This window comes from Phycisphaerales bacterium (assembly GCA_035627955.1).
Taxonomy (GTDB): Bacteria; Planctomycetota; Phycisphaerae; order Phycisphaerales; family UBA1924; genus JAEYTB01.
On sequence record DASPKU010000015.1, the window covers coordinates 162019 to 183685 of the forward strand.

General features: G+C 68.5%; 18 protein-coding genes. 7 read left to right on the top strand and 11 right to left on the bottom strand.

The annotated features are described in order from the left end of the window. The first annotated feature begins 252 nt into the window (after positions 1-252). Genes VD997_13425 through VD997_13440 form a run of 4 tightly spaced genes read left to right on the top strand, consistent with a single transcriptional unit; the run spans position 253 to position 4458 of the window. The gene (locus VD997_13425; GenBank protein ID HYE62991.1) at positions 253-1086 is read left to right on the top strand and encodes a PIG-L family deacetylase; all 834 of its coding nucleotides are present in this window, start codon (positions 253-255) and stop codon (positions 1084-1086) included. After that, positions 1080-3107 (top strand): GNAT family N-acetyltransferase, encoded by a 2028-nt coding sequence (locus VD997_13430; protein HYE62992.1) that lies wholly within the window; start codon positions 1080-1082, stop codon positions 3105-3107. Before VD997_13425 ends, VD997_13430 begins: the two co-directional genes overlap by 7 nt. Beyond that, a complete protein-coding gene (locus tag VD997_13435) occupies positions 3104-3592 on the top strand; it encodes a GNAT family N-acetyltransferase (protein HYE62993.1) in 489 nt (162 codons plus the stop codon). Before VD997_13430 ends, VD997_13435 begins: the two co-directional genes overlap by 4 nt. Beyond that, positions 3589-4458, top strand: coding sequence for a hypothetical protein (locus VD997_13440; GenBank protein HYE62994.1), 870 nt, complete (start codon positions 3589-3591; stop codon positions 4456-4458). Before VD997_13435 ends, VD997_13440 begins: the two co-directional genes overlap by 4 nt. Positions 4459-4473: 15 nt before the next feature. Here the strand turns inward: VD997_13440 and VD997_13445 are convergent, their stop codons facing one another. Together VD997_13445 and VD997_13450 are read right to left on the bottom strand one after the other, a co-directional pair. Further along, the gene (locus VD997_13445) at positions 4474-6054 is read right to left on the bottom strand and encodes a choice-of-anchor tandem repeat NxxGxxAF-containing protein (GenBank protein ID HYE62995.1); all 1581 of its coding nucleotides are present in this window, start codon (positions 6052-6054) and stop codon (positions 4474-4476) included. A gap of 730 nt (positions 6055-6784) precedes the next feature. Next, complete coding sequence (locus tag VD997_13450) at positions 6785-7996, bottom strand: SIR2 family protein (protein HYE62996.1); 1212 nt, start codon at positions 7994-7996, stop codon at positions 6785-6787. A 305-nt stretch (positions 7997-8301) separates the two neighbouring features. Here VD997_13450 and VD997_13455 point away from each other — a divergent pair, with 305 nt between their 5' ends. Then, positions 8302-8970: a fibronectin type III domain-containing protein gene (locus tag VD997_13455; GenBank protein HYE62997.1), complete on the top strand. Its 669-nt coding sequence runs from the start codon at positions 8302-8304 to the stop codon at positions 8968-8970. Positions 8971-9441: 471 nt separating this feature from the next. Here the strand turns inward: VD997_13455 and VD997_13460 are convergent, their stop codons facing one another. The 4 genes from VD997_13460 to VD997_13475 form a co-directional block, all read right to left on the bottom strand. Further along, a complete protein-coding gene (locus VD997_13460) occupies positions 9442-10827 on the bottom strand; it encodes a hypothetical protein (GenBank protein HYE62998.1) in 1386 nt (461 codons plus the stop codon). A gap of 160 nt (positions 10828-10987) precedes the next feature. Beyond that, positions 10988-11362 carry a hypothetical protein gene (locus tag VD997_13465; protein HYE62999.1) on the bottom strand — a complete coding sequence of 125 codons (375 nt, stop codon included), beginning with the start codon at positions 11360-11362 and terminating at the stop codon, positions 10988-10990. After that, positions 11359-12192, bottom strand: coding sequence for a hypothetical protein (locus VD997_13470; GenBank protein HYE63000.1), 834 nt, complete (start codon positions 12190-12192; stop codon positions 11359-11361). Before VD997_13470 ends, VD997_13465 begins: the two co-directional genes overlap by 4 nt. 111 nt (positions 12193-12303) lie before the next feature. Continuing rightward, positions 12304-13644, bottom strand: a complete 1341-nt coding sequence (locus tag VD997_13475) for a hypothetical protein (protein ID HYE63001.1) — start codon at positions 13642-13644, stop codon at positions 12304-12306. Positions 13645-13805: 161 nt separating this feature from the next. Between VD997_13475 and VD997_13480 the strand changes: the two genes are divergently transcribed. Continuing rightward, positions 13806-14447, top strand: coding sequence for a hypothetical protein (locus tag VD997_13480; protein HYE63002.1), 642 nt, complete (start codon positions 13806-13808; stop codon positions 14445-14447). Between the two features lie 19 nt (positions 14448-14466). Here the strand turns inward: VD997_13480 and VD997_13485 are convergent, their stop codons facing one another. Further along, positions 14467-15204, bottom strand: a complete 738-nt coding sequence (locus VD997_13485) for a hypothetical protein (GenBank protein HYE63003.1) — start codon at positions 15202-15204, stop codon at positions 14467-14469. 287 nt (positions 15205-15491) lie between these two features. Here VD997_13485 and VD997_13490 point away from each other — a divergent pair, with 287 nt between their 5' ends. Continuing rightward, complete coding sequence (locus tag VD997_13490; GenBank protein HYE63004.1) at positions 15492-16946, top strand: FG-GAP-like repeat-containing protein; 1455 nt, start codon at positions 15492-15494, stop codon at positions 16944-16946. A gap of 64 nt (positions 16947-17010) precedes the next feature. On the opposite strand, the gene VD997_13495 is transcribed toward VD997_13490, so the two are convergent. The 4 genes from VD997_13495 to VD997_13510 all read right to left on the bottom strand — a co-directional run bounded on the left by VD997_13495 (position 17011) and on the right by VD997_13510 (position 21525). Beyond that, entirely contained in the window at positions 17011-17661 is a 651-nt protein-coding gene (locus VD997_13495; protein ID HYE63005.1) for a hypothetical protein, read from the bottom strand. Between the two features lie 339 nt (positions 17662-18000). Further along, on the bottom strand, positions 18001-19497 hold the full coding sequence (locus tag VD997_13500) for a hypothetical protein (protein ID HYE63006.1): 1497 nt from the start codon (positions 19495-19497) through the stop codon (positions 18001-18003). Positions 19498-19797: 300 nt separating this feature from the next. Next, the gene (locus VD997_13505; protein HYE63007.1) at positions 19798-20337 is read right to left on the bottom strand and encodes a hypothetical protein; all 540 of its coding nucleotides are present in this window, start codon (positions 20335-20337) and stop codon (positions 19798-19800) included. A 69-nt stretch (positions 20338-20406) separates the two neighbouring features. Next, entirely contained in the window at positions 20407-21525 is a 1119-nt protein-coding gene (locus tag VD997_13510) for a hypothetical protein (GenBank protein ID HYE63008.1), read from the bottom strand. Between the last annotated feature and the right edge of the window lie 142 nt (positions 21526-21667).

Here is a 21667-nt window from a genome sequence, read left to right on the forward strand (position 1 = left end):
TCGCATGGCGGGCAGCCTTCCACGCACGCCCGGTGCTTACCACAGTAAATGATCCGGCTGGCGAGGACGCCGATGCCGCTCAGTACGCCGCCGCCCCCGCCCTGAAGATGCTCTCGACGTCCTGGTCCATCCCGATCTCACCATCGCCGTTGCCTCACCGCGATGTCCACACCGCGCTCGCCACACGGTGTCCGCGCCATCAGCCGCAACTCACTCCTACCCCACCGGGCGCGTCGATACTCGCGGCACCCCATGGACCTCCGCAGCCTCGCCCACGCGCTCCAGCTCCCATTCATCCCGCGGTCCCCCTGCCTCGTCGTGGCCCACCCCGACGATGAGACGCTCGGCGCCTCCACACTCCTGCCGGTGCTCGGCCACGCCGCATTCGTGTTCCTGACCGACGGCTCACCGGCAGACGGGAACGACGCGGCACGCCTGGGCCTCACTCAGACCGCATACGCGGCCTGCCGCCGCGCCGAGCGGGACGCGGCTCTCTCCCTCGGCTGCTGCCGCCCTCCAGCCACCCGCGAGCTGAATCTCCGCGACCAGACGGCCAGCCTGCACCTGCCGGCGCTCGCGCAAACGCTCGCCGACCACTTCGAGAAGACTCGGTGCGACCTCGTGCTTACGCACGCCTACGAGGGCGGCCACCCCGACCACGACGCCGCTGCGTTCTCTGTCCACGCCGCCGTGCGCCTGCTCACCCGCCGGGCGCCGATCATCATTGAAATGGCGCTCTACCACGCGGCCGCCGGCGCGTTCACCTCCAACAGCTTCATCCATGCAGCCGGAGCCTTGACCGTGCACCTCACCGCGGGCGAACAGGCCCGCAAGCGGCGGCTGCTGGCCTGCTACAACTCCCAGGCCGGCACGCTCGCACTCTTCAGCCAGGTGCAGGAGCAGTTCCGGTTGGCCCCCCAGCACGACTTCACACGCCCCCCACACCGTGGACCGCTGCACTATGAGTCTCAGCCCTGGGGCATGACAGGCCCGCGCTTCACATCCCTCGCCCGCGCGGCCCTGACGGAGCTCGGCTTCGAGGGCGACAACCCGGCGAGTGTCGCTCAAGCGGAGGCGGCATGCTGACTGTGCTCAGCGTCGCATTCCCGTTCGTACCCGTCGCGCCCGACGCTCCAGGCGGCGCCGAACAGGTGCTGGCGATGCTCGACGCCGCGCTCGTGGACGCGGGCCACCGCTCGCTCGTCATCGCGTGCGAGGGCTCCAACGTCCGGGGCGAGCTGGTCGCAACGCCGCGCCCGCGCGACGGCGAGGACCGCGACCGGGCATGGACCTACTACCAGCAGACAATCTCACGCGTCCTCGCACGCGAGCCCGTCTCCATTGTCCACTACCACGGCCTGGACTTCCACGCCTACCTCCCGCCACCGCCACCCTCAGGCCCGCCCACGCTCGTCACACTCCACCTCCCCACCGGCTGGTACGACCCGCGCGTAAAGGACCTCGCCGGTCCCCACGTCTACCTCCACGCCGTCTCGCGGTCGCAGCACGACGAATGCGCCTGGCGCGAGCGTCTCCTCCCGCCGATCGACAACGGCGTCCGCACCGATGTCCCTTGGTCCCTGGACAAGGGCCGGTACGCACTCATGCTCGGGCGCGTGTGCCCGCAGAAGAACCAGCGTGACGCGATCGCCGCCTGCACCCGCGCCGGCGTTCCGCTGCTCATCGCAGGCGATGTGCTCCCCTACGAGGAGCACCGCCGCTACTTCGCCACAGAGGTCGCCCCACAGCTCGGCCGCGGCGCCCGATTCCTCGGGCACGCCGCCGGCGAGTTCAAGCACCGGCTGCTCTCGCGCGCCCGGTGCGTGCTGATCCCCTCGACGCAGCCCGAGACCAGCTCGCTCGTCGCGATGGAGGCTCTCGCCCACGCCACCCCCGTGATCGCCTACCGCCGCGGCAACCTCCCGCACATCCTCCGCGACGGCGTCACCGGTCTGCTCGTCGACTTGCCCGAAGAGATGGCCGGGGCCATCGCCGGCAGCGACCGGATCAACCCGCGTGACTGCCGCGATGACGCCGCCCGCCGCTTCTCAGTCTCGCGTATGACCGCGCAGTACCTGGATCGCTACTCGCAGCTCGCCCGCGCACCCAGTCGCCACCGCCCGCGTGCAAGGCCGCAGCACGCAGTGCTCACTTCGCTCGAGGAGCTGCGTTCTCTGGAGCCGGAATGGGCAACCCTCGCGGCGGCCGACGCGCGGGCGACACCGTTCCAGCACCCCGCGTGGCTCATCCCATGGGCCGAGCACTTCGCACCCGGCCCCCTCCGTGTTGCTACGGTGCGCAGCCGCGAGGGTGAGCTGCGGGCCCTGGTCCCGATGTACCGCGACCGACACTCAGACCAGCTCCTCCCCCTGGGCATCGGAAACTCCGATTACCTCGACGCGCTCTGCATGCCCGGGGCCGACGCCGACGCCCTCGCGGCCTTGCACCGGCTGCTGGAGGGCGGCGCCGACCAGGCCCTCATCCCACAGCTCCGGTCATGCTCTCCCCTCGCGGCCTCGGAGTCGACCGAACCGGCGGAGCCCTGCGTGGTGCTCGACTTCACCGGGCGTGCGCTTGCCGACGTCCTCCCCGCCAAGATGCAGCAGAACCTGAGGACCATCACCCGGCGTGCGGTCCGCGCGGGCGTCACCACGCACCGTCTTGGTGCACGCGACGACGCCGCAGCTTCACTCTTCGAGCTCTTCCGCCTCCACCGCGCACGCTGGGAGGCGCGCGAACAGAACGGCGTGCTGGCGGACCCGCGCGTGCAGTCGTTCCTGCGTGACGCCGCGCAGCGGCTCCACCAGGCCGGCATGCTCCGACTGGTCCTCGTAAAGTCCCCTCAGGCCGTCATCGGCGCGGCCCTCGGGCTCGCCGACCCCCACGCCCGCGTCGTGTTCTACTACATCGGCGGCTTCGATCCAGCCCACGCCGAGCTCAGCCCCGGAACCCTCGCCGTCAGCGCACTGATCCACGATGCACACGCGGCCGGGGCCGCCCGCTTCGACTTCCTCCGTGGGCTGGAGCGCTACAAGTTCCTCTGGGGCGGCCGCGAGGCCCCGACCCGCTCGCTCTGTGTGCGAGCGCGCCGGAGGGTTGCCGCGTGAGCCAGTCCATCGATGCACACGTGCGGCACTGCCTCCGGGGCGACCTGCGGCAGCTGGAGTTCGGGCACGCCTTCGCCCACGACCGCGCCCTCATCCGACAGATGTTCCGCCGGCACCTGCGCGGCGACTGCTGCTTCCTGGTGGTCGAAGTGGCCGGCGTTCCCGCCGGACAGGCGTGGGTGGAACTGCCGCTCGCCCCGGGCGGCGTCGGCGCGCTCTGGGCCGTGCGCGTGAGACCGGACATCCGCGGCCTGGGGCTCGGCTCGCTGCTCGTGCGGGCGGCACTCGGCGCGCTCGTCAGCCGCGGCGCCGCCACCGCCGAGCTCGAGGTCGAACCGCACAATGACGGCGCCATCCGGTTCTATGAACGACTCGGGTTCCGCATCGAACCCGGCCCGCCGCTGCGCCAGCCCCCCGGTCCGGCCCTCCGCGGCCTGCTGGTCATGCGTCGACCTCTCTCCGGCCCCGCGCAGGAGGCCGCGTGAACACTCCGCTCACTGTGCGCTGGACCATCGGCGACGTCGCCCCCCGCGGCTTCGAGGCCCTCGCACTCTCAGTCCAAGGCGCCACCCGTGCATTCGGTGACGCCGCGGAGTACGTCGTGTGCGTGAACACCCTTGAAGTCGCGGAGGCACAGCGACGCACCGGACCCGTACCGCCGCGCGTTCAATGGCGGCCGGTGAGCATCGAAGACATCCCGACCGAAATCCAGCGTGCCTTCGGACGCGCCCTTGCTGAGGGCGCCGCCTGGAAACTGGCCCCGCCCCGCGTAAGCCCAGACGCCCTCGAGCTGGCGCTGGACAACGACTGCATCCTGTGGGACCTGCCCGAAACGCTTCGACACTGGATCAGCGATGCCAAGGCAGGCGGAACGCGCAGCATCTTCGCGACGGACAGCACCCGCGCCTACGGCTCCTTCGACGCGTGGTGCCCGCCCCCCGCCCACCCGCCGCTCAACGCGGGGCTCAGAGGAGTACCCGCCGCGCTCGACTACGAAGAGGCGCTCGCTGCGACACTCTCGCGCCTGCCCAAGGACGCACGCCTCGTGTCCGAGCTCGACGAGCAGGGCCTCCAGGTCGCGGCCGCGATGTTCGGTGGCATGCCTCTCGCCGTGCCCGCCCCGGACCTCACCATGTGCTCACCCTTCCACCCCCACACCCCGCGACCGGGGCGATGCGGAGCGCACCTCGTGGGGCTGAACGCGCGCCACATACCCTGGAACTACTACGACCGCCCCGCCGACGAGGTGATGGCCGAGCACTGGGAACGCCTCCGCCCTGAACTCCGCGCCCGCGTGGCCGAAGGCTCGACAACGACGGATGCGAATCACATCCGGTCCGTCCGCCCCTGACCGCGAAAGCACCGGTCAGCAGCTCCCCCCACCCAGCACCCTGAAGAAGCTCTCAATATCCGCATCGGTCCCGATGTCCCCGTCGGCGTTGAAGTCCGCCCCGCCGCTGTAACACGTCTCGCAGCAGTTCCCGCCCAGGCACGCGAAGAACGCCTCGATGTCCGCGTCGGTGCCGATGTCCCCATCGTTGTTGAAGTCCGCGGTCCCGCACCGGGGGACTGTCGCCGTCAGCACGGCGTACGACCCGTCGCTGAAAATCGCCCGATACGCGACCACCCCGCTGTCCGAAAGGCCGGTCGCGCGTCCATCCTCCCCCCCGCCGCCGCTCTGGAACCCGATGGCTGTCGGCGTTCGCACAATGCCCGGCGCGATCGTGAGCGGCACGCCCGTTCGCGCGACCACGTCCATGCGCCCGTGGGCCCCGATGCACACCAGCACCCGGTTGTTCGCCGAGCTAATCCCAGGGCCCGCCACGTCCACCATCAGGGCAACCTCCCCCGCCGCATTCATGGACGGGTCCCAGAGGTTGGAGGTGGTGACCCCCGGCGGCAAGCCGGGCAGCGATTGCCCGTGCCCCACCACGCCCGACACCTGCCCGTCAGCGCTCACGCGCCAGAGTTCAGCGCTCGCGTTCGTGCTGGTATGGCTGCTGAAAAGAACGGCGCCCGCGCGGTTCATCACACGCACACCTGCGCCGCGCAGTGTCACCCCCGGACGCCCGGGGGCGGGGTCCCCCGTGGTGACCAACCGCGTCACCACGCCCCCCCTCACGTGGAACAGAGCACCCGTCGTCGGAAGCTGGTTGGGCATACCCAACGCGGCGCTGAACGCGAGGTCGCCCGCCTCGTTCGCCGCCTTCCGCTCATCGAACGAGCAGTAGACCAGCCCGCCGGGCGCCGGTGAAGAGACCAACGCCACCTCTGTCATCACACCGTTGTGCAGCGTCCACAGGCCCGCCCCAACCTGGTTCGACGGCGCGCGGTACCTCCCGCTGAACAGCACGCCCCCAGACTCCGAGACCGCGGCCCCGTTCACACCATACTCAACCGACTCCAAAGTCCCGGTGGGCACTGCAAGCGTTCCCGGAGGGAACCTCGGCGGCGGCGCGGTCGGGGTTTCCTGCGTCGGGTACGAGAAGCCCGAGTCGTCGGTAACCACCAGCGTCAGCAGTCCGGCATCGCCGAAGTAGAACCGCGTGATGCCCCGGAACTGATTCTCCTGCAACACCGGGTAGTTGTTGGATTCACCGGCCTTGGCGAGGACGCCGGTGCGGTTTGACCACAGCCCACTCACCGTGGCATTGGGCGACAACCCGTCGACGAAGGCATGGAACGCGAGCACTCCGGAGCGAGAGAGCGCCAAGAGACTGAACTGGCCGTACACCCCTTGCGCAAAGCCAACCGCGGGATCGCCGCGACGCACCATGACTTGGTTCCCCTGGAGAGTTCCGAGCCAGAGCCCTTGATCGTTGGCCGCGGTGACCCCCGGACCCGCGATTCTCGCCCCGAACGCCACATTGCCCGCGGCGTCCACGCAGGGAATTCCCGCGGTCAGGTACGTCAGGTCCCCCATGCCCGGGCCCAATGGGCCGGTCACGCCGGAGAGCGCACGCGGTTGGCTCGGGATTGTCTGCGCCGGGCCCGCGGCGGACGAACACGCAAGGACGAGGGCGACCATCCGGCGACGGGCGGCGAGAATACAGGTCATAAAAAAAGCTCCGGCAGGTCCCGGCGTAGAGCATACCACGCCCTATAGCGGCGGATGGCATGACCTTCGGCCTGCCACCACCTCTCCGCTTCGAAATGTGGTCCTGCGGGACTGCCGGACACGCAGCGGCCCACAACTCCGCGCGCCAAGACATTACCTTCACAGTGCCGAAGGTGATGGCACGTCGCCCACCCCGATCCCCCAAACCCCGCCGTCCACTGAGTGGCCAGGGAGAGCCCGACCCCCACGAAGGAAGCGCCGGCCCTGAGGCCGTCTCGGCTGCGCGGCGTCACCTCGTCGCAGTTGTTCCGCTGATGCAAAAGGGGCTCGCCGCCCCTCTTGCGACTCCCTGCCCGGATGATTGCGGGGGGCCGTTCCGTGTCGACACTGAGGCGTTCCGTGTCTGCGCTGAGGAGTTCCGTGCAGACACTGAGGGGCTCCATGCAGACACGGAGGCGTTCCATGTAGACACTGAGGAGTTCCGTGTCTGCACGGAAGAGCTCCGTGTCGACCCTGAGGAGTTCCGTGTCGGCACGGAAGAGCTCCGTGTCGACCTTGAAGAGCTCCCTTTGGACCCCGCCGGGCCCCCACCACCGTTTTCACGGCGGGAGGAGCGGGATTATCGGCCACGGAGTCCGCGCTGATAGACCACACGGTCCTCGGGGACAACCTCCCCCCGCAGGACTGCCTTGACCTGGTTCCGGTTTTTCACCTCCTTGACGTAGTGGTCAGAGGCGTCTGGGACCCATCCACCCTCCAACGCGGCCGTGAGGTGAACGCGTTCCCACGGCATTGCGTGCACCTCCCAAAGGCCTTGGTGCTGGGGATGCGCCAAGAGCGGATGGATACGCTCGGCAATCTCGTACGCCGCTGGGTCCACAACGATGATCCGTTCGATGCTCACGTTCCGATGAAGCGAGGTTGCCATGAAGTACCTCATGAACGTGTCGGATTCGGGGAAGCTGTACCCGATGAACACGAGCACCTGCGCCTGGCCTAGAGCGTCCGCGGCGTGCTGCCACTGTTCCTGAACAGCGTCAAAGAAGGCGGACTTAAGCACGGTTGGCGGAATGATCACGGTGTGCTCGGGAAAGCACCATGACTCGGCGCCGCGGTCCCATCTCCGGCGGTGGAACTTCTCCTGTTGAGCGTTGTATTCCGAACCTGTGATCCGGTCATCGACGCGGAAGTCCATCCCGTCGTTAAACCAGTTCACAGACCCGTGGAGCTTGAGCAGAGTGAGCTGCCGCCCGGCTAGATTGCGGTTGTGCCCAAGCTTCCCAGAATAGAGAGAGCCTAAGCGCGGCTCCTGCTCCCGTTTCGGGTGCACGCATGCGGCCACGACCGTCGGAGTCATACGCACTGCAATCTCGTTTGCGGCAGCCGCCGCCTCGACGTTCAGGTCGTAGTTCGTGGTGATCACCGTGAGCTCGTTGTCGTGCTCCAGGACGTTGCTCAGCAACGGGCCGACCCCGGAGTTCATCTCGCGGTGGTTAGGTGAATAGACGAGAGCGATTGCCTTGCGCACGAGTGCAAGCGCGGCTGCTGGTGTGGCGTAGTGGCCCGCGCCCGGGAACGTCAGCGTGGGCTTGGAGAGTCGCATCAGTTCCAACAGCGACGCTAGTTGCTCGATGTTCCGTGCGGACCCGCCAACTAGGGCCGAGATGTCCGTGCAATGCGCTTGAATCGCGTCGAACGCTCGCAGCTCGTCATTACTGAGCAGGCCAGATGACCGCAGGTAGCCGTTGAAGCTCGACATCGCCGGGTACCCATCTCGGACGGACAGGCCAGCGCCACAGAACGCCACCACTCGCTTTCCACTCACGCTCATCACGGCATCCTAGAGGAAAACGGTAGCGAGCTAACCACCGATCCCTGCTCGTCTTGCGCCATTTGATCGGTGCACACGGAAAAAAACGCAGAGTCGGACTAATCCCACCCCCCGCGCTTCCCGATGCCATGTACGTCGCCGCGGCGGGGAACACAAGGCTCCCACAAGGACCAACCCCGCCGACAGCGACCGAAGGCCTGCCCGGGCGTGTTGCCCGGGGGGAACGGGCCGGGCGTGTTTTCTGTGTCTTGGCCGCTGCGGGTTCTGTGTGTGCCGCGCTCGGCCCTTTCTATGAGGAGTAGGCAATGCCTACCACAATCGCAGAGCTGCTTCAGTGGGCGGGATCGCACCGGGACCTCTGGGTTTTGAACCAGGCGCAAATCGGATTGAGTGCTCCGCAGGTCCAGGCCTTCAAAACCGTCGCCGACGCGTTCATCGCGGCAGAGGCGGCGGCGGTGAAGGCACGGGAGGCGGCCAAGGCCGCGACCCTCGAGCTCAACGACGCCATGGCCGCGGTGCGGACGCTGGGCGGCGGCTACATCAACCTGATCCGCGCCTACGCCGAGACCACCAACAACAACCAGGTCTATGTGCTCAGTGGCGTCGATCCCGTGTCGCCCCCCGGCCCCCAGCCGATTCCGAACGCCCCCACGAACTTCTCCGCCACCGTCACGCCCGAGGGCTGGATCGTGGTGTCGTGGAAGGCAAGCCAGCCGGCCAGCGGCGTGCAGTACCGCGTGCAGCGGCGCATCAACGGCGAGGCGAACTTCACGCTCGTGGGCACGGTCGGCAGCGTCAAGAAGTACGAGGACAAGACCCTGCCCTTCGGCGTAGACCGCGTGGACTACATCGTGACCCCGGTACGCAACAACATCGTGGGCCCCTCGGGCAACACCTTCAGCCTCCAGTTCGGCGTTGGCGGCGGCGGCAACTTCGCCATCACCAACGCGACCGAGACCAAGCTCGCGGCGTGAGGCCCGGGAGGCAATCTCACGCGGAGGCGCGGAGGCGCTGAGCAAAGGCAGAAGAGAGAGAGCGGGAGAGAGGGAACGCAGACTGGTCGAAAGACCACCGCACGCGCCGGAGCGCGCGTTTGACCGGGCCGTAGCGCCCGGTCCGGGGCAAGCCGTGAGAGCCCTTGTGACCTCTTCGTTGGAGGCGGGAAGTTCGGCGGTGAAGGATCGCCGCCGCCGGCGCGTCGGGAAACCGGCGTGGACATGAGGGGTTGACGGATCAGCCCCGCCCGATCCACGGCATCCAAACCTGCGGCCGCGTGCGAGCTCCTCACCGAGAGCGCACGCGGCCGCGGGCGTTTGAGTGAAACCGGAAACCGGAAACCGGAAAGCGGAAAGCGGGAGGCGGAGAGCGGAGAACGCAGAGCAGGAGCAGAGTGCCGAACTCACGGCCTCCCGCCTCACCGTCTAACGTTTCACCCTCTCACGCGCTCAGCACGCCCCCCCACCCAGCACCCTGAAGAAGCTCTCAATATCCTGGTCCGTCGCCGCGTCGCCGTCCCCGTTGAAGTCGCTGCCGCCCGCAAAGCAGGCCCCGCAGCAGTCGCCCCCGATGCACGCGAAGAACGCCTCGATGTCCTGGTCGGTCCCCGCGTCGCCGTCGCCGTTGAAGTCCGACGTGCCGCACGCGGGCGGCGCGCCGAACCCCGTGTCAAACGCCCACAGGTGCCCGTGCCCCGCGATCCGCTTGTAGCCCGCCACGTACAGGCGCGTGCCGTCGGGGCTGATCGCCGGCGGGTGCACCTCCAGGATGTCATCCGCCAGCCGCGGGAACTCGTACCGCCAGATCAGCGAGCCGTCGCTCGTCCGCCGCGCCTGCACCTGCGAGAGTGTCGCCGTGTCCGGGTACCCGATCCCCGCGTGGCTCGTGATGTAGAACGCCGAGCCGTCGGGCGAGAAGACCGGCCGCCACACCCACGTGCCCGCGTTGAACTGCTCGGTCGTCCACAGGTGCTCGCCATCGGGCGAGTACTTGCTCAGCGTGTGGTAGCCGCGGTACACGTAGATCGCCCCGTCGGGCCCGCTGGTCGTTGAGCCCTCAGGGTACTGCCACAGCACGCCGCCATCCGCGTCGAACGCGTAGCCCATGGTCACCACGCCGCCCGTGGGCTGGTGGATCCCAACGTAGTCGCTGCGGCTGGACGCGATCCGCCACTCCACGTTCCCATCCAGATCCATCGCTACCAGCCCGCCCGTGCCGCCGAACGGGGCATTCGGGTACGGGATCTGCCCCGCACGCACGTAGAACCGCCCGCGCTCATCGTCGAACTGGTTCAGGTTGATGCTCGGCGTCTTGAACCCCGGCACCCGCCAGCGGTGCCACCCGTCCCGGTGCACCGACCACGCCGGCCCCGGCGCGTTGTACCCGCCCGAGCACGTGCCGTAGATGTTCCCATCCGGCCCCACCTCCGGCCCCGACTCCAGCCACGCGCACCCCTGCGGCAGCGGCAGCGTCCACACGATCTCGTTGTCCCGCGTCATCCGCGCATGGTGCGGAACCCAGAACGGGTCCTCCGCCGTCCGCGTGTTGACGTACTCCGTCGTGTAGATCGCCCCATCACGCCCGATCGTCACCTTGTCCCCCGCCGTCTCCCGCACCCACCGCAGCTGCCCCTCCTGCGTGTACGACCGCAGCCCCCGGTTCATCCAGTACACCGTCCCATCCGGCGCGGCGTCCGCCCCGTCCCACGCCCCGTACGCGTACGCGTGCACGATCACGTCCTGCCACACGATCTCACCCGGCTCCCCGCGCGCCGCCGCCGCCGAGACCGCCGCGCCCACGACCGCCAACAGAACGCCGGGTGTGCCACTCTTCATGCCAGGTCTCCTGAGCCCACTCCCCATGCGACATCCGCGCACCGCGATGCGCAGCCCGGCACGATGACCTCGCACGCAGGCTCCTCAGGCGCACGACCGATGACCGAAGCCGGGGACCTGGAACCTGGGACCTGGTACTTGGGACTGAGGACCGCCCCCCTCACCCCACCGCCACCTTCCGCAGCGACACCCCCGCCCCCGTCGCCATCAGCCCGCCCACCGCCGTGCACGCCGCGGCCCCCGCCCACAACCACCCCGCCACCTCCCGCTCGTGCTCACCCGCGCTCCCCCGACGCGCCGCCCCCGACCCTCCCGCCGCCACCACCCGCTCCCGCGCCTCCCGCTCAAGCGCCAACGCCCCCCGCCCCAGCCTGTACGCCGCGACCAGCAAGCCCACCGCCACCGCCAGCATCACGAGCCCCGATACCACCAGCCGCGCCGGCGTGTTCACCCGCGACGGCTCCCCCGCCGCGTACTCGATAACCTCTGCCGCGTCCGGCCTGTCCTCCGCTCCCTGATCGACGCGCGCGCTCACCGCGCACACGCCGCGCGCCGCCGCCGCGTCGCGAAGAGCGCCCCGCCCAGCATCACCCCCACGCCCCCCGGCGACGGCACGAACTCCATGCCTCGCACATCAATGCTCACGCCCGTCAGGTTCATCACCTGCTGGCCGAGGATCTGCCCGGTGTGGTGGTCGAGGTGATAAAGGGTGTTGCCCCCGCTGGCCAGTCGCGCCGCCATGAGCGTCTGCCCCGGACCAGTAAACAGCGTCTGCAGAACGAAGAAGCTCGTACCCGGCGCCGGGTTCCCCACCGTCGCCCAGCCCGACCCCGGCGTGTAGCGCGAGAGGAAGGGCTGGAAGCCGTTGTTCCCGGTGGCATACAGCGCACCGTCCGGCCCGTACCCCAGCCCCTGCGTCGGACCCGGCGTGGGCGCCACCAACGTCGCCGCTCCGGTGCTGCGGTCCACCGAGTGGACCCCGGTGTTGTTGATCACCAGCAGCTCGCCCTGCGGACTGAGTGCCATCCCGCTGATGAAGTTCAGGGTCGTCTGCACCCGCCCAGGCAGATACTCGTTGGTGGCCGGGTCAAAGGTGACGATCTGGTCCGCACGCCCGTTTTTGGCGCTCACCACCAGCAGCCGCCCCAGGCCGTCCTCCGTCATCGCGTTGGCCGACTGCGTCGAATCACCAAAGGCCGCGACCTGCGTCCCCGCGAGGGTCGTCGCGTTGATCTCGAACATGCGCCCGTTCGCCCACGACACCGCGTAATACCGGTCCCCCTGCAAGCCACCCGCCGCACCCCCGGTCACACCCGCCACCGCCATCAACGCCACAAAGGCGCCCACTCGCGCAATATGCTGCATCGTTGTCTCTCCAGCTCCCCTTCCGGGGAGGCTGGTACACAATACCGCCCACGCAAGGGGGCGGATGCAGGATTTTCCGGGCTGACGATGACCGCCGGCCCCCTCACCGCATCAGCAGCTCCCCCCACCCAAAACCCTGAAGAAGCTCTCGATGTCCTGGTCGGTCCCGGTATCGCCATCGCCATTGAAGTCGGCGCCGCCCGCGTAGCACCACGCGCAGCAGCTCCCGCCCAGGCACGCGAAGAACGCCTCGATGTCCTGGTCGGTCCCGGCGTCACCATCCCCGTTGAAGTCGCTCGTCCCGCACGCGGGCGCCGCCACCAGCCGCTCGGTCAGCGTGAACGACTTCGTCCCGTTGCTCCAGTTCCCAACCGCCCACGCACCTCCGCCGGGCACCCGCGTCAGCGCGTTCACCACCCGCGATGCCGCCGTCGGTACCGCGCCAGGCTGCACCTCGCTCCACACGCTCCCGTTCCAGTGGTAGTACACGCTCGGCAGCGCCGTCGCCGCCCACACGTCATCGCTCGCCAGCGCCACCAGCCTCGTCACCGTGGCGCTGCTCGCGCTCACCGGCCCCGGCACCACCGACCACGACGACCCGTCGTAGTGCATGAACAGCGGCGCGCTCCCCGTCTTCCCCGCCGCCCACAGGTCATCGGGCGCGACGCCGTCGATGCACCGCAGGTACGTGTCGAACCCGTCCGTCGCCGGGTTGCTCACCGTTGACCACGCCGACCCGTTCCACCGGAACACAAACCCGCGCCACGGCTGCCCATTCGAGAGCCCATACCCCACCGCCCACACATTGCTGCTCGAGAACCCCTTCACGCCCGTCACATAGGTCGTCCGGTTCGCCGGGTTCGGCATCGGCACGTCCGTCCACGTCGACCCGTCGAAGTGCAGCGCCATCGTCACGCCCGTGCCCAGGCCGTCCCCAAAGCCGTTCGCGTGGCCCACCGCCCATACATCACTGTCCGAGATCACGCACAGGTCCGCCACGCTCCCGCCCCGCGCGCCGTACGGGTACTCGCTCTGCGGCCGCAGCGTCGCCGCGCTCACCACCCACCCGCTGCCGCTCCGCCGCGCGAACACCGGCCGGTTGCTAGTCAGGGGGTTCTGATCATCCACATCCCCGCCCAGCCACAAAGTGCCCGCGGGCGACGCCGCGCACGCGATGAGCGAAGGGTTGATGCCCATCCCGCGGAAGCTCGGCGGCGCCACCGCTGCCCAGGCCCCGTCAAACCGCAGCACCAGGGGCAACGTCACGGTCCCGCCGCTCGCCCCCACCGCCCACGCCTCGCCCGCCGACACCGCCGACACCGCCCGCAGCGAGTTCACCGTCGCCCCAGGGCTCGGCGAGCTCACCAGCTCCCACGCCCCCTGCCCAAGGCACCGCCCCGCCAGCACCACAACCGCACCCGCCGAAACCACGCCGATGGTCCGCGCCTGCATGCCCAGCCCTCCCCGAGTCGGGCACCCGATCGCGCACTCCACAGGTGCATGCGACACAAAGGTCAACTATCAGTCAGCCCTCGGCACGAACTTTTTTAGCGCGCTACGCGCGGCACAGCGCATACTGCACCATCCCATCAGTATTCCAGGAGGCCACCCCGATGCGTTGCAGCCCCCGCGTCATCGCCGTCTCCGTGCTCCTCGCCGCTGCTGCTACCGGGGCCGACGCCGCCATCATCCACCGCGTGTTCTCAACGCCCCTCGATGCCGACAACAACTCCCTCGACCTGACCGGCGACGGCATCCACAACGTCGGCTTCTTCATGTTCGGTCCCGGCCCCTTCCAGGTGCACGAGCACCGCCTGCTCGCCCACTCGTTCCATCCCACCAGCGACCTCGTGAGCCCACGCCCCGGCTTCGGCGCCACCATCGGCCCGGCCTCCACCTTCGCGTCCGACGTCACTCTCGGCCACAGCCAGCACGAGCACATCACCGCCCAGGACGGCCCCATCCTCTGGTCGCACTGGATGCCCGGCTCCCCCACCACCGCCAACCCGTTCGGCTACATCGGCCTGCGCACCTACGACTCTCAGGCACAGCCGCACTTCGCGTGGGCGCGATACGAGCTCGTCTCACTCATCGAGGGCCAGCCGCTGGTGGACTACAGCTACTTCCGCGCCCGCATCCACGAGGTCGCGTGGGAATCCCAGCCCGGCACACCCATCACCGTCGGCGCAATCCCCGCGCCCAGCGCCCTCGCCCCGCTCCTGCTCGCCCAACTGATCGCCCGCCGCCGCCGCTGATCAAACCGACACAGGCGGATCAACACGCCCCCCCGCCCAGCACCCTGAAGAAGCTCTCGATGTCCTGGTCGGTCCCGGTATCGCCGTCACCATTGAAGTCGGCGCCGCCCTCATAGCACGTGTCGCAGCATGACCCGCCCAGGCACGCGAAGAACGCCTCGATGTCCTGATCGGTGCCGATGTCACCGTCGCCGTTGAAGTCGCTGGTGCCGCACGTGGGTGGCGCGTTCACCACGGTGAGCGTCGCGGTCACGTTGTACTTGCCGTTGACGTTTTGATAGACAGTGAAGTTGCTCCAGCCGGCGCTCAGCTCGAACCGGTAGGTCCCCGGCTGCAGCACACCCTGGAAGTTGGCCGTGGGATCAGGGTTCGCCGAGCCCATCCACACCGCATCAGCGACGCCCTGCAGCACATCGGTCCGGTACACGCGCCCCGCCACGCCGCCGCCCGATTGGATCCCTGTCGAGGTCACGAGCGCCGCCGTGAACGTCACTTCCGTGGGACTCGCCACGCTGAACTCCACGACTGACGTGGCGTTGGCACGCACGAGGCTCGAGGTCGTGTTGGCAACGTACCGGACTTCGCCCGTCGCCGTGATCTGCGTGGGCCCGGCATCCGCCGTCATGATGGCGCGGGCCGACGCGGGCCAGCTCACGGATGTGTGGTCCGCCGAGAATGGCCCAGGCTCGTTGCTGAGCGTCTGCTGGAGGCCGCCATCGATGCTCCCGGCCGACCCCTGACTGGCGTGCGCCTTCACCTCCTGAGAGACGCTGGTGATGTTGAGCTGCCCCGCGGCAACTCCACCCAGGGCGCACGTGGACCGCGGCGATCATCAGGCACGTACGCATGGGGTCACCTCCGGAAGCCCCGAACGGGGCGTACCAGAGCTTACCAAGGATTTCGCCGGCCGGTTGCACCCAATCTATAAGAACCCACCGCAGGGCTCATAACCCCGCACCACTCCCTTACTTCGCAAGAGCACCACACGCCCATGGATTGACCCCCGTGCTACGCTCGCCGCCTCGTATGAAAGGGAACGCAGCCATGCCCACACGCACCGCCATCACCCCCGCCATCCTCGCCGCCCTCGCCGCCGCGCACGCCCAGGCGCAGTGCACGCCCAGCTTCAACAACGGCCCCGACCTGCTCGCCCCGGCCGCGTTCGCGATCGCCGTTGCCGACGTGAACATGGACGGCCGGCCCGACATCATCACCGCGCCCAACACCCCGGGCCCGCTGTCGGTCTTCCGCAACCTCGGCGGAGGGGTCTTCTCGCCGCGCCTCGAGTACGGTTTCATGTCGGCCAACTCCCGCCACATCGCCATCGCGGATATCACGGTTGACGGCATCCCCGACGTCGCGGTGACCACCGATCAGGGCCTCGAGCTCTACTACAACTTCGTGAACACCTTCCACTACATGGGCATGGAGCACACCGGCCAGCTGCGTCAGGTCGCCAGCGCCGACATGGACGGCGACGGCACCGCCGACCTCGTCACCGCCTGCGCCACGCCCTCGCGCGTCGACGTGCTGCTCAACCCGGGTGGCGGCTTCCTCCAGACCTTCTCCACAGCGATGCCCGTGCCGGCCAATGGCGTGCTCCTCACCGACTTCACCTTCGACGGCCGGCCCGACGCCATCATCATGGGCGCCGGTAACACGGGCCTCTACGCGCTGTTCAATGACGGCAACGGGCACCTCATCAACCCTCAGCTGATCATCAACAATGTGGGCGGCAACGCCATCGCCGCGGCTGACCTCAACTCCGACGGCCAGGTTGACATTGTCAACATGCAGCCCAACTTCGCCCGAGCAAACGTCCTCGTGAACCAGGGTGGCGGGACGTTCGGGGCCGCGACGCCGATCAACACCTCCAGCTCCGGCCTCCAATGGCTCCCCGCCATCGCCGACATCAACGGCGACAACACCCCCGAGCTCATCCTTCCATACCTCAGCCGCGTGAACGTCTACCAGCAGACCGGCCCCTTCGCGTACGTTCAGCCACCGCTGCAGTTCCCCACCGGCGCTGGGGCGGCGCAGGTCGCAGTCGGCGACTTCAACGACGACGGCGCGCCCGACCTGGCCGTCTCCAATCCCACCGCGGGCACGATCCGGGTCCTCTTCAACGCGGGCGGAGGAACCATCAACCTGCACCCGCAGCCCGCCGCGGTCGAGTTCGGCGGTAACGCGTCATTCGAGATCGCGGCCACCACCACCGGCCCTGTCGCCACCTACCAGTGGCGCCGCAACGGCCAGTTCCTCACCGAGGGTGACCATTACGCCGGGGTCCATACGAACCAACTCCACATCCTCTCGGCCACCGAGATCGAGGCGGGCACCTATGACTGCGTCATCAACGCGTGCGGGCAGGTCTACTCGAACCCCGCGACGCTGACCGTCACCGGTTGCCCGAGCGCCGACTACAACCGTGACGGCGACGTGGGCACGGACGCGGACATTGAGGCGTTCTTCCGCATCCTGGGCGGCGGGCCATGCTGACTGACTGCCTCTCCTAATCGAACCGGTCGGCGTTGGCCGGCCGGTTCGTTCGTTTACTGGTCGATCAGCACGCGCCGCCGCCGAGGACTCGGAAGAAGCTCTCGATGTCCTGGTCGGTGCCGGTATCACCGTCGCCGTTGAAGTCGGCGCCGCCGGCGTAGCAGGTCTCGCAGCAGGAGCCGCCGAGGCAGGCGAAGAAGGCTTCGATGTCCTGATCGGTGCCGAAGTCGCCGTCGCCGTTGAAGTCGCTGGTTCCGCAGTTGCTGCCGGTCTCGATGTCGATCTCAACGCGGCTGGTCATGGACCAGCTGCCGGAGACCTCGGGCGGGTCGTTGAGGCTCCAGAGGTGCCAGGCCCAAAGGCGCTGGCCCAGTGGGCCGTTGAGGTCGGTAGTGCTGATGGTGGCGGTGAAGGTGCCCTCGCCGAGCCAGTTGAGATCGGCGCCGGTGACACCCCAGTAGCCGAAGGCGTCGTTGTCAACGGGGGCGAAGAGCTCCCAGTAAAAGTTCTCGGCCTGGAAGCCGTTGCTGGTGGTGAACTCGATGTGCAGGCGGGCGGCGACGATGGTGCCTTCGGTGGGGCCCATGAAGCGGAGCTGCTGGAGGTAGGTGCCCGGCTCCTCGGGGAAGAAGTCGACGGTGTAGGTCGTGACGCCGGCGGTTGCGGGCGCGGCGAGCGCGGCCAGTGCGAGAGCGAGCGGGGCGAGGGAGCGCATATTCAGTGTTCCTTGTTTAGCGGACGCGGTGTTGCGTGCGCGGGTAGCGCGCCGGCGGTGGCCGCGGGACTCGGTTGGTGTTCGCGGCGGTCGGGCGCTGGTTGTTTCGGAAACGATATACGCGTGGTTTCGCTGTGCGCTGCGGTGGTTTTGGGGGTTTTTGAAGGAGGGGTTGGGAATCGCAGGAAACGGTTCGGAAACGGTCGGAGTGGGGCAAAGATTTTTTTGTGGGCGCGGTCCACGTGGGTTGGGAGCGCTGGTGAATGAGACTCATAGGAGTCATAGGACTCAGAGGAGTCATGGGGGTCATGAGAGGAGTAGGTGAGGTTGCGGCAGCGGTCAGCAGGTGCCGCCGCCGAGGACACGGAAGAAGGCCTCGATGTCCTGGTCGGTTCCGGTGTCGCCGTCGGCGTTGAAGTCGGCGCCGGCTTCGGGGCAGCGTGGGCAGCAGTGGCCGCCGAGGCAGGCGAAGAAGGCTTCGATGTCGGCGTCGGTGCCGGTGTCGCCGTCGTTGTTGAAGTCGGCGGCGCCGCAGGGCGGGGGGAGGGTGAGGATGAAGCCGTGCAGGGCGTTGTTGTAGTAGCCCTGCCCGATGATTATGCGGCCGTCGGCGCTCACACCGCTGGCGAAGAGGAGGACCCAACCAGTGAGATCTACGCCGATCGAAGGCAAGTGTGTGTTGAGGTCCACGACTCCGAGGTAGCGCGACCACATCGTGGCGCGGTAGGAGTACGCCGTGCTCTCACATAGAAACCCTGTGTAGCCGACGATGACGCCGCCGTCGGCGCTGATTGCCTTCGGAGCGTTCTCGCAGGCGTCGGGAAGGAGCGGTAGAGGAGCGATGCGGCCAGCCTGCCAGATGGTGGCACGGAACCGGTAGTCATCCGATGGCCCTCGGCAAACTCCCACGATGGTCGACGTATCTGCGCTGATCGCGAGAACCCATGACTCCTGAGTGCCGGGGAGCAGTCCGAGGTCCTGGATGCCCGTGCTTTCGGTCCAGCGGAAGGCGTGACAGTCCTCGTCGAAAGGGCCTGGGATGCCGGAGGAGCCCACGATGACCGAGCCGTCGGCGCTGATCGCGGTGGGGAGCGCGAACTGGCGGCCAGTCGGGGGCGGGATGAGCTCGATGGACTGAGCGTGCGCACGTTGAGGGGCCAGAGCGGTGATGGAGAGTGCGAGCAGGAGGGCCGCGGCGGTGTGGTGGCGCATGCTGGGTGTATCGGGTGTGCGTGGTGGGGAATGGGAGAGATTGGGGGTGGGGGGTTGTGGGCGCGGGGGTGGGGTGGGTGAGGGCGGGTGGGGGTGATAGGACTCATGGGAGTCATGGGAGTCATGGGAGTCATGGGAGGGATGCGAGTCGGGGGGCGTGGGCGCGGAGGGTGAGTTGGTGGTGGCGTGGGGCTCGGGGGCTTGCGCGCGGCTGCGGGGAGAAAACCCTCGCTGGCGCGTCGGGCTCGTTGGGGTGAGTTGCAGGCGCGCTTGGGTGATCGCGCGGAGGATGGTGGTGGCGCTGCGGCGGGATTCGGTGTTGTGGTGGTCGAGCTGTTTGGTGGGGTGGGGCGGGGGCGTGAGCAGACGCTCGAGGGTGGCGAGGGCGAGGTGCTCGAGGCGGGCGTGGGTGAGGGCGCGGTGGGCGGTGAGGTAGGCCGCGATGTCGGGGCGGGTGGTGAGGGCGAGGATGTCGGTGGGCGGGATGCGGGTCTCGGAGGCGGCGTGGAGGAGGTCGAAGTCGCTGAGGATGAGGGAGAGGACGAGGGCCTGGTCGGGAGGGGAGAGGGGCGGGAGAGGGATGTCGGATGTCGGAACTCGGATGTCGGAGGTGACGAGCGGCATGGTGGGGGCTCCGGGCGGTGGCCGTACGGAACCCTACCTCGTGGTGGTCGCGCGGGCAATGGGGCTTGTGCGCATGTCCACGAGTTTGCGCACAAACGTCGCCGATCAAGTGGGAAGTGGCTGTGGGGGTTGAGTTTGAGATTTTGCCGTGTGTGACGGGGGAGTATTTCAGCGAGGTCTGCGAGGGCGGCTACGTCGGCGGGCAGGAGATGGGATGTGCAAATGGATGAAGGCCGCGCGGTGTGGGGTGGCGCGCGGCCTTCGGTGGTGAAGCTGAGTTGTGTGATCTGGGTTGTGAGATCAGCGGCGGCGGCGGCGGGTGGCGATGGCGCCGCCGGCCATGAGGAGCGCGGTGGCGCCGGGGGTGGGGACGGTGGACATCCAGCCGTTGCTGATCATGCGGGTGGAGGAGTTGACGCCGCGGTAGACGTACTCGTAGGCGGCGAAGCTGACGGGCTCGGGGCCGCCGTCCATGAGGGTGTTGCGGACGGCGTCGGTGAGGTTGAAGGTGATGGCGAGGTAGTCGCCGGCGACGGGGCCGCCCCAGAGCAGCCAGCCGGTGTGCTGGTAGTTGCTGGCGTTGGGGTAGGTGCCGTTGATGGTGAGCGGGTAGTAGGGCGTGAAGATTGGGTCGTGGTGCTGGAAGGTGAAGCTCCACGAGAGGGGGTAGTAGATCGACACGTCACGGTCGAAGGTGATGGAGCCGACGAGGTTGCCCTGCGCGGGGATGCTGGAGGTGTAGAAGTCCCAGGGCTGGTTGATGTACCAGGTGGTAGGCGCGGCAAGGGAGGTGGAGGCGGAGGCGGCGAGCAGCGCGGCGGCGATGGTGGAACGGATCATGATGTGTCTCTCTTCAGGCATTTGCGGTGTGCGGTGGTTCGTTGGTTTGAATGGTGCGGAGCGCGGTGATCACTTGCGGCGGCGGCGGAGGGAGGCGCACAGGCCGAGGGCGAGGGCGCCGGCGGCGCCCGGCGCGGGGATGCTGCCGGTAAGGATCACGCTGCGGGTGACGTTGTCGGGGCCGACGGCGAGGCAGTAGATGCGCGAGCCGTCGTCGCTGATGTGCTGGGTGGTCGTGAGGCGCCACCCGGCGGGCAGGAGGCTCGCGTAGACCTGGTTGAGGTCAAGCGTGGTGTCGGTGGCGAAGTGGTAGAGGAAGGCGCGGCTGGGGACGCCGGGGCCGGAGATGCCGCCGCCACCGAGCGTGCCCGTGAGGTTGAGGGCGGTCATGCCGCCGAAGTAGTTGGTGAAAGCGTTGGTGTAGTTGGGGATGAGGTGGGCGGTGCCGCTGGCGTCCCACCAGCAGGGGCGGCCGAGGGAGCTGATGTTCACGTTGCCACCGATGATGGTGCCGTCGCGGCTGATGGCGTGGTTGCCGGCGTCGCCGTGGGTGGCGCCGGGGAGGAGGTTGAGGGCCTGCACTGCGCCGGTGGCGTAGTTGATGCGGTACATGTTGGTGTTGTTGCCGCTGAAGGACGCGAGCATGATGGCGACAGGAGCGTCGTCGGCGATGCCGCGGTAGGCGCCGGAGCTGCCGCCCTGGGTCGTGATGAGCTGAGAGACGTTGGTGCGGCTGCTGCCGTTCACCGCCCAGATGTGGGTGGTGCTGGCGACCATGCCGTAAGTGCCGTTGGCGGCGATGTGGTAGGCCTGGCCGAGGAGGTTGCTGCCGGCGGGCTGGGGCAGGGGCGAGGAGGTCATCGTGTTGCTGACGGCGGTGGCGGGGAGCCACTGCGCGGGGGGCGTGCTGAGGGTGCCGCCGACGATGCGGGCGCCGTCGGTGGACATGCCCAGGACGCCGGCCGTGCCGGCGAAGCCGAGGTTGGCGGTGGGGCTGACGTAGCGGAAGTCGCCGTTGTCGAGCTGACCGACGAAGGTGAGGCCGTCGGCGGAGATGTCGACGGTGCGGGTGAAGTAGCGGCCAACGGGAGCGCCGCCGGCGAGGCCCCAGGCGATAGGGGTGTAATCGGCGGAGGCGATGGCGGCGAGGCTGATAGCAGCCGCGGCGGCGGTGAACGACTTCAACATGCGGATATCTCTCCCTCTTCTCTCTGCGTGGCCGCGCGAACGTACGGCGGCGGGGGAGGTAGGAGGGAGGGGGCGCGGGTCTGAAAGGATTTCGTGGGTGGGGGGTGCTTATCGCCCCTTATGGACGGGAGGGGGCGAGGGC

Bases quoted from the DNA above. Each gene is read 5' to 3' on its own strand.
- VD997_13450 (HYE62996.1), bottom strand. From the start codon at position 7,996: ATGAGCGTGAGTGGAAAGCGAGTGGTGGCGTTCTGTGGCGCTGGCCTG.
- VD997_13505 (HYE63007.1), bottom strand. From the start codon at position 20,337: ATGATCCGTTCCACCATCGCCGCCGCGCTGCTCGCCGCCTCCGCCTCC.
- VD997_13475 (HYE63001.1), bottom strand. From the start codon at position 13,644: ATGCAGGCGCGGACCATCGGCGTGGTTTCGGCGGGTGCGGTTGTGGTG.
- VD997_13430 (HYE62992.1), top strand. From the start codon at position 1,080: ATGCTGACTGTGCTCAGCGTCGCATTCCCGTTCGTACCCGTCGCGCCC.
- VD997_13455 (HYE62997.1), top strand. From the start codon at position 8,302: ATGCCTACCACAATCGCAGAGCTGCTTCAGTGGGCGGGATCGCACCGG.
- VD997_13470 (HYE63000.1), bottom strand. From the start codon at position 12,192: ATGCAGCATATTGCGCGAGTGGGCGCCTTTGTGGCGTTGATGGCGGTG.
- VD997_13495 (HYE63005.1), bottom strand. From the start codon at position 17,661: ATGCGCTCCCTCGCCCCGCTCGCTCTCGCACTGGCCGCGCTCGCCGCG.
- VD997_13425 (HYE62991.1), top strand. From the start codon at position 253: ATGGACCTCCGCAGCCTCGCCCACGCGCTCCAGCTCCCATTCATCCCG.
- VD997_13490 (HYE63004.1), top strand. From the start codon at position 15,492: ATGCCCACACGCACCGCCATCACCCCCGCCATCCTCGCCGCCCTCGCC.
- VD997_13510 (HYE63008.1), bottom strand. From the start codon at position 21,525: ATGTTGAAGTCGTTCACCGCCGCCGCGGCTGCTATCAGCCTCGCCGCC.
- VD997_13480 (HYE63002.1), top strand. From the start codon at position 13,806: ATGCGTTGCAGCCCCCGCGTCATCGCCGTCTCCGTGCTCCTCGCCGCT.
- VD997_13460 (HYE62998.1), bottom strand. From the start codon at position 10,827: ATGAAGAGTGGCACACCCGGCGTTCTGTTGGCGGTCGTGGGCGCGGCG.
- VD997_13500 (HYE63006.1), bottom strand. From the start codon at position 19,497: ATGCCGCTCGTCACCTCCGACATCCGAGTTCCGACATCCGACATCCCT.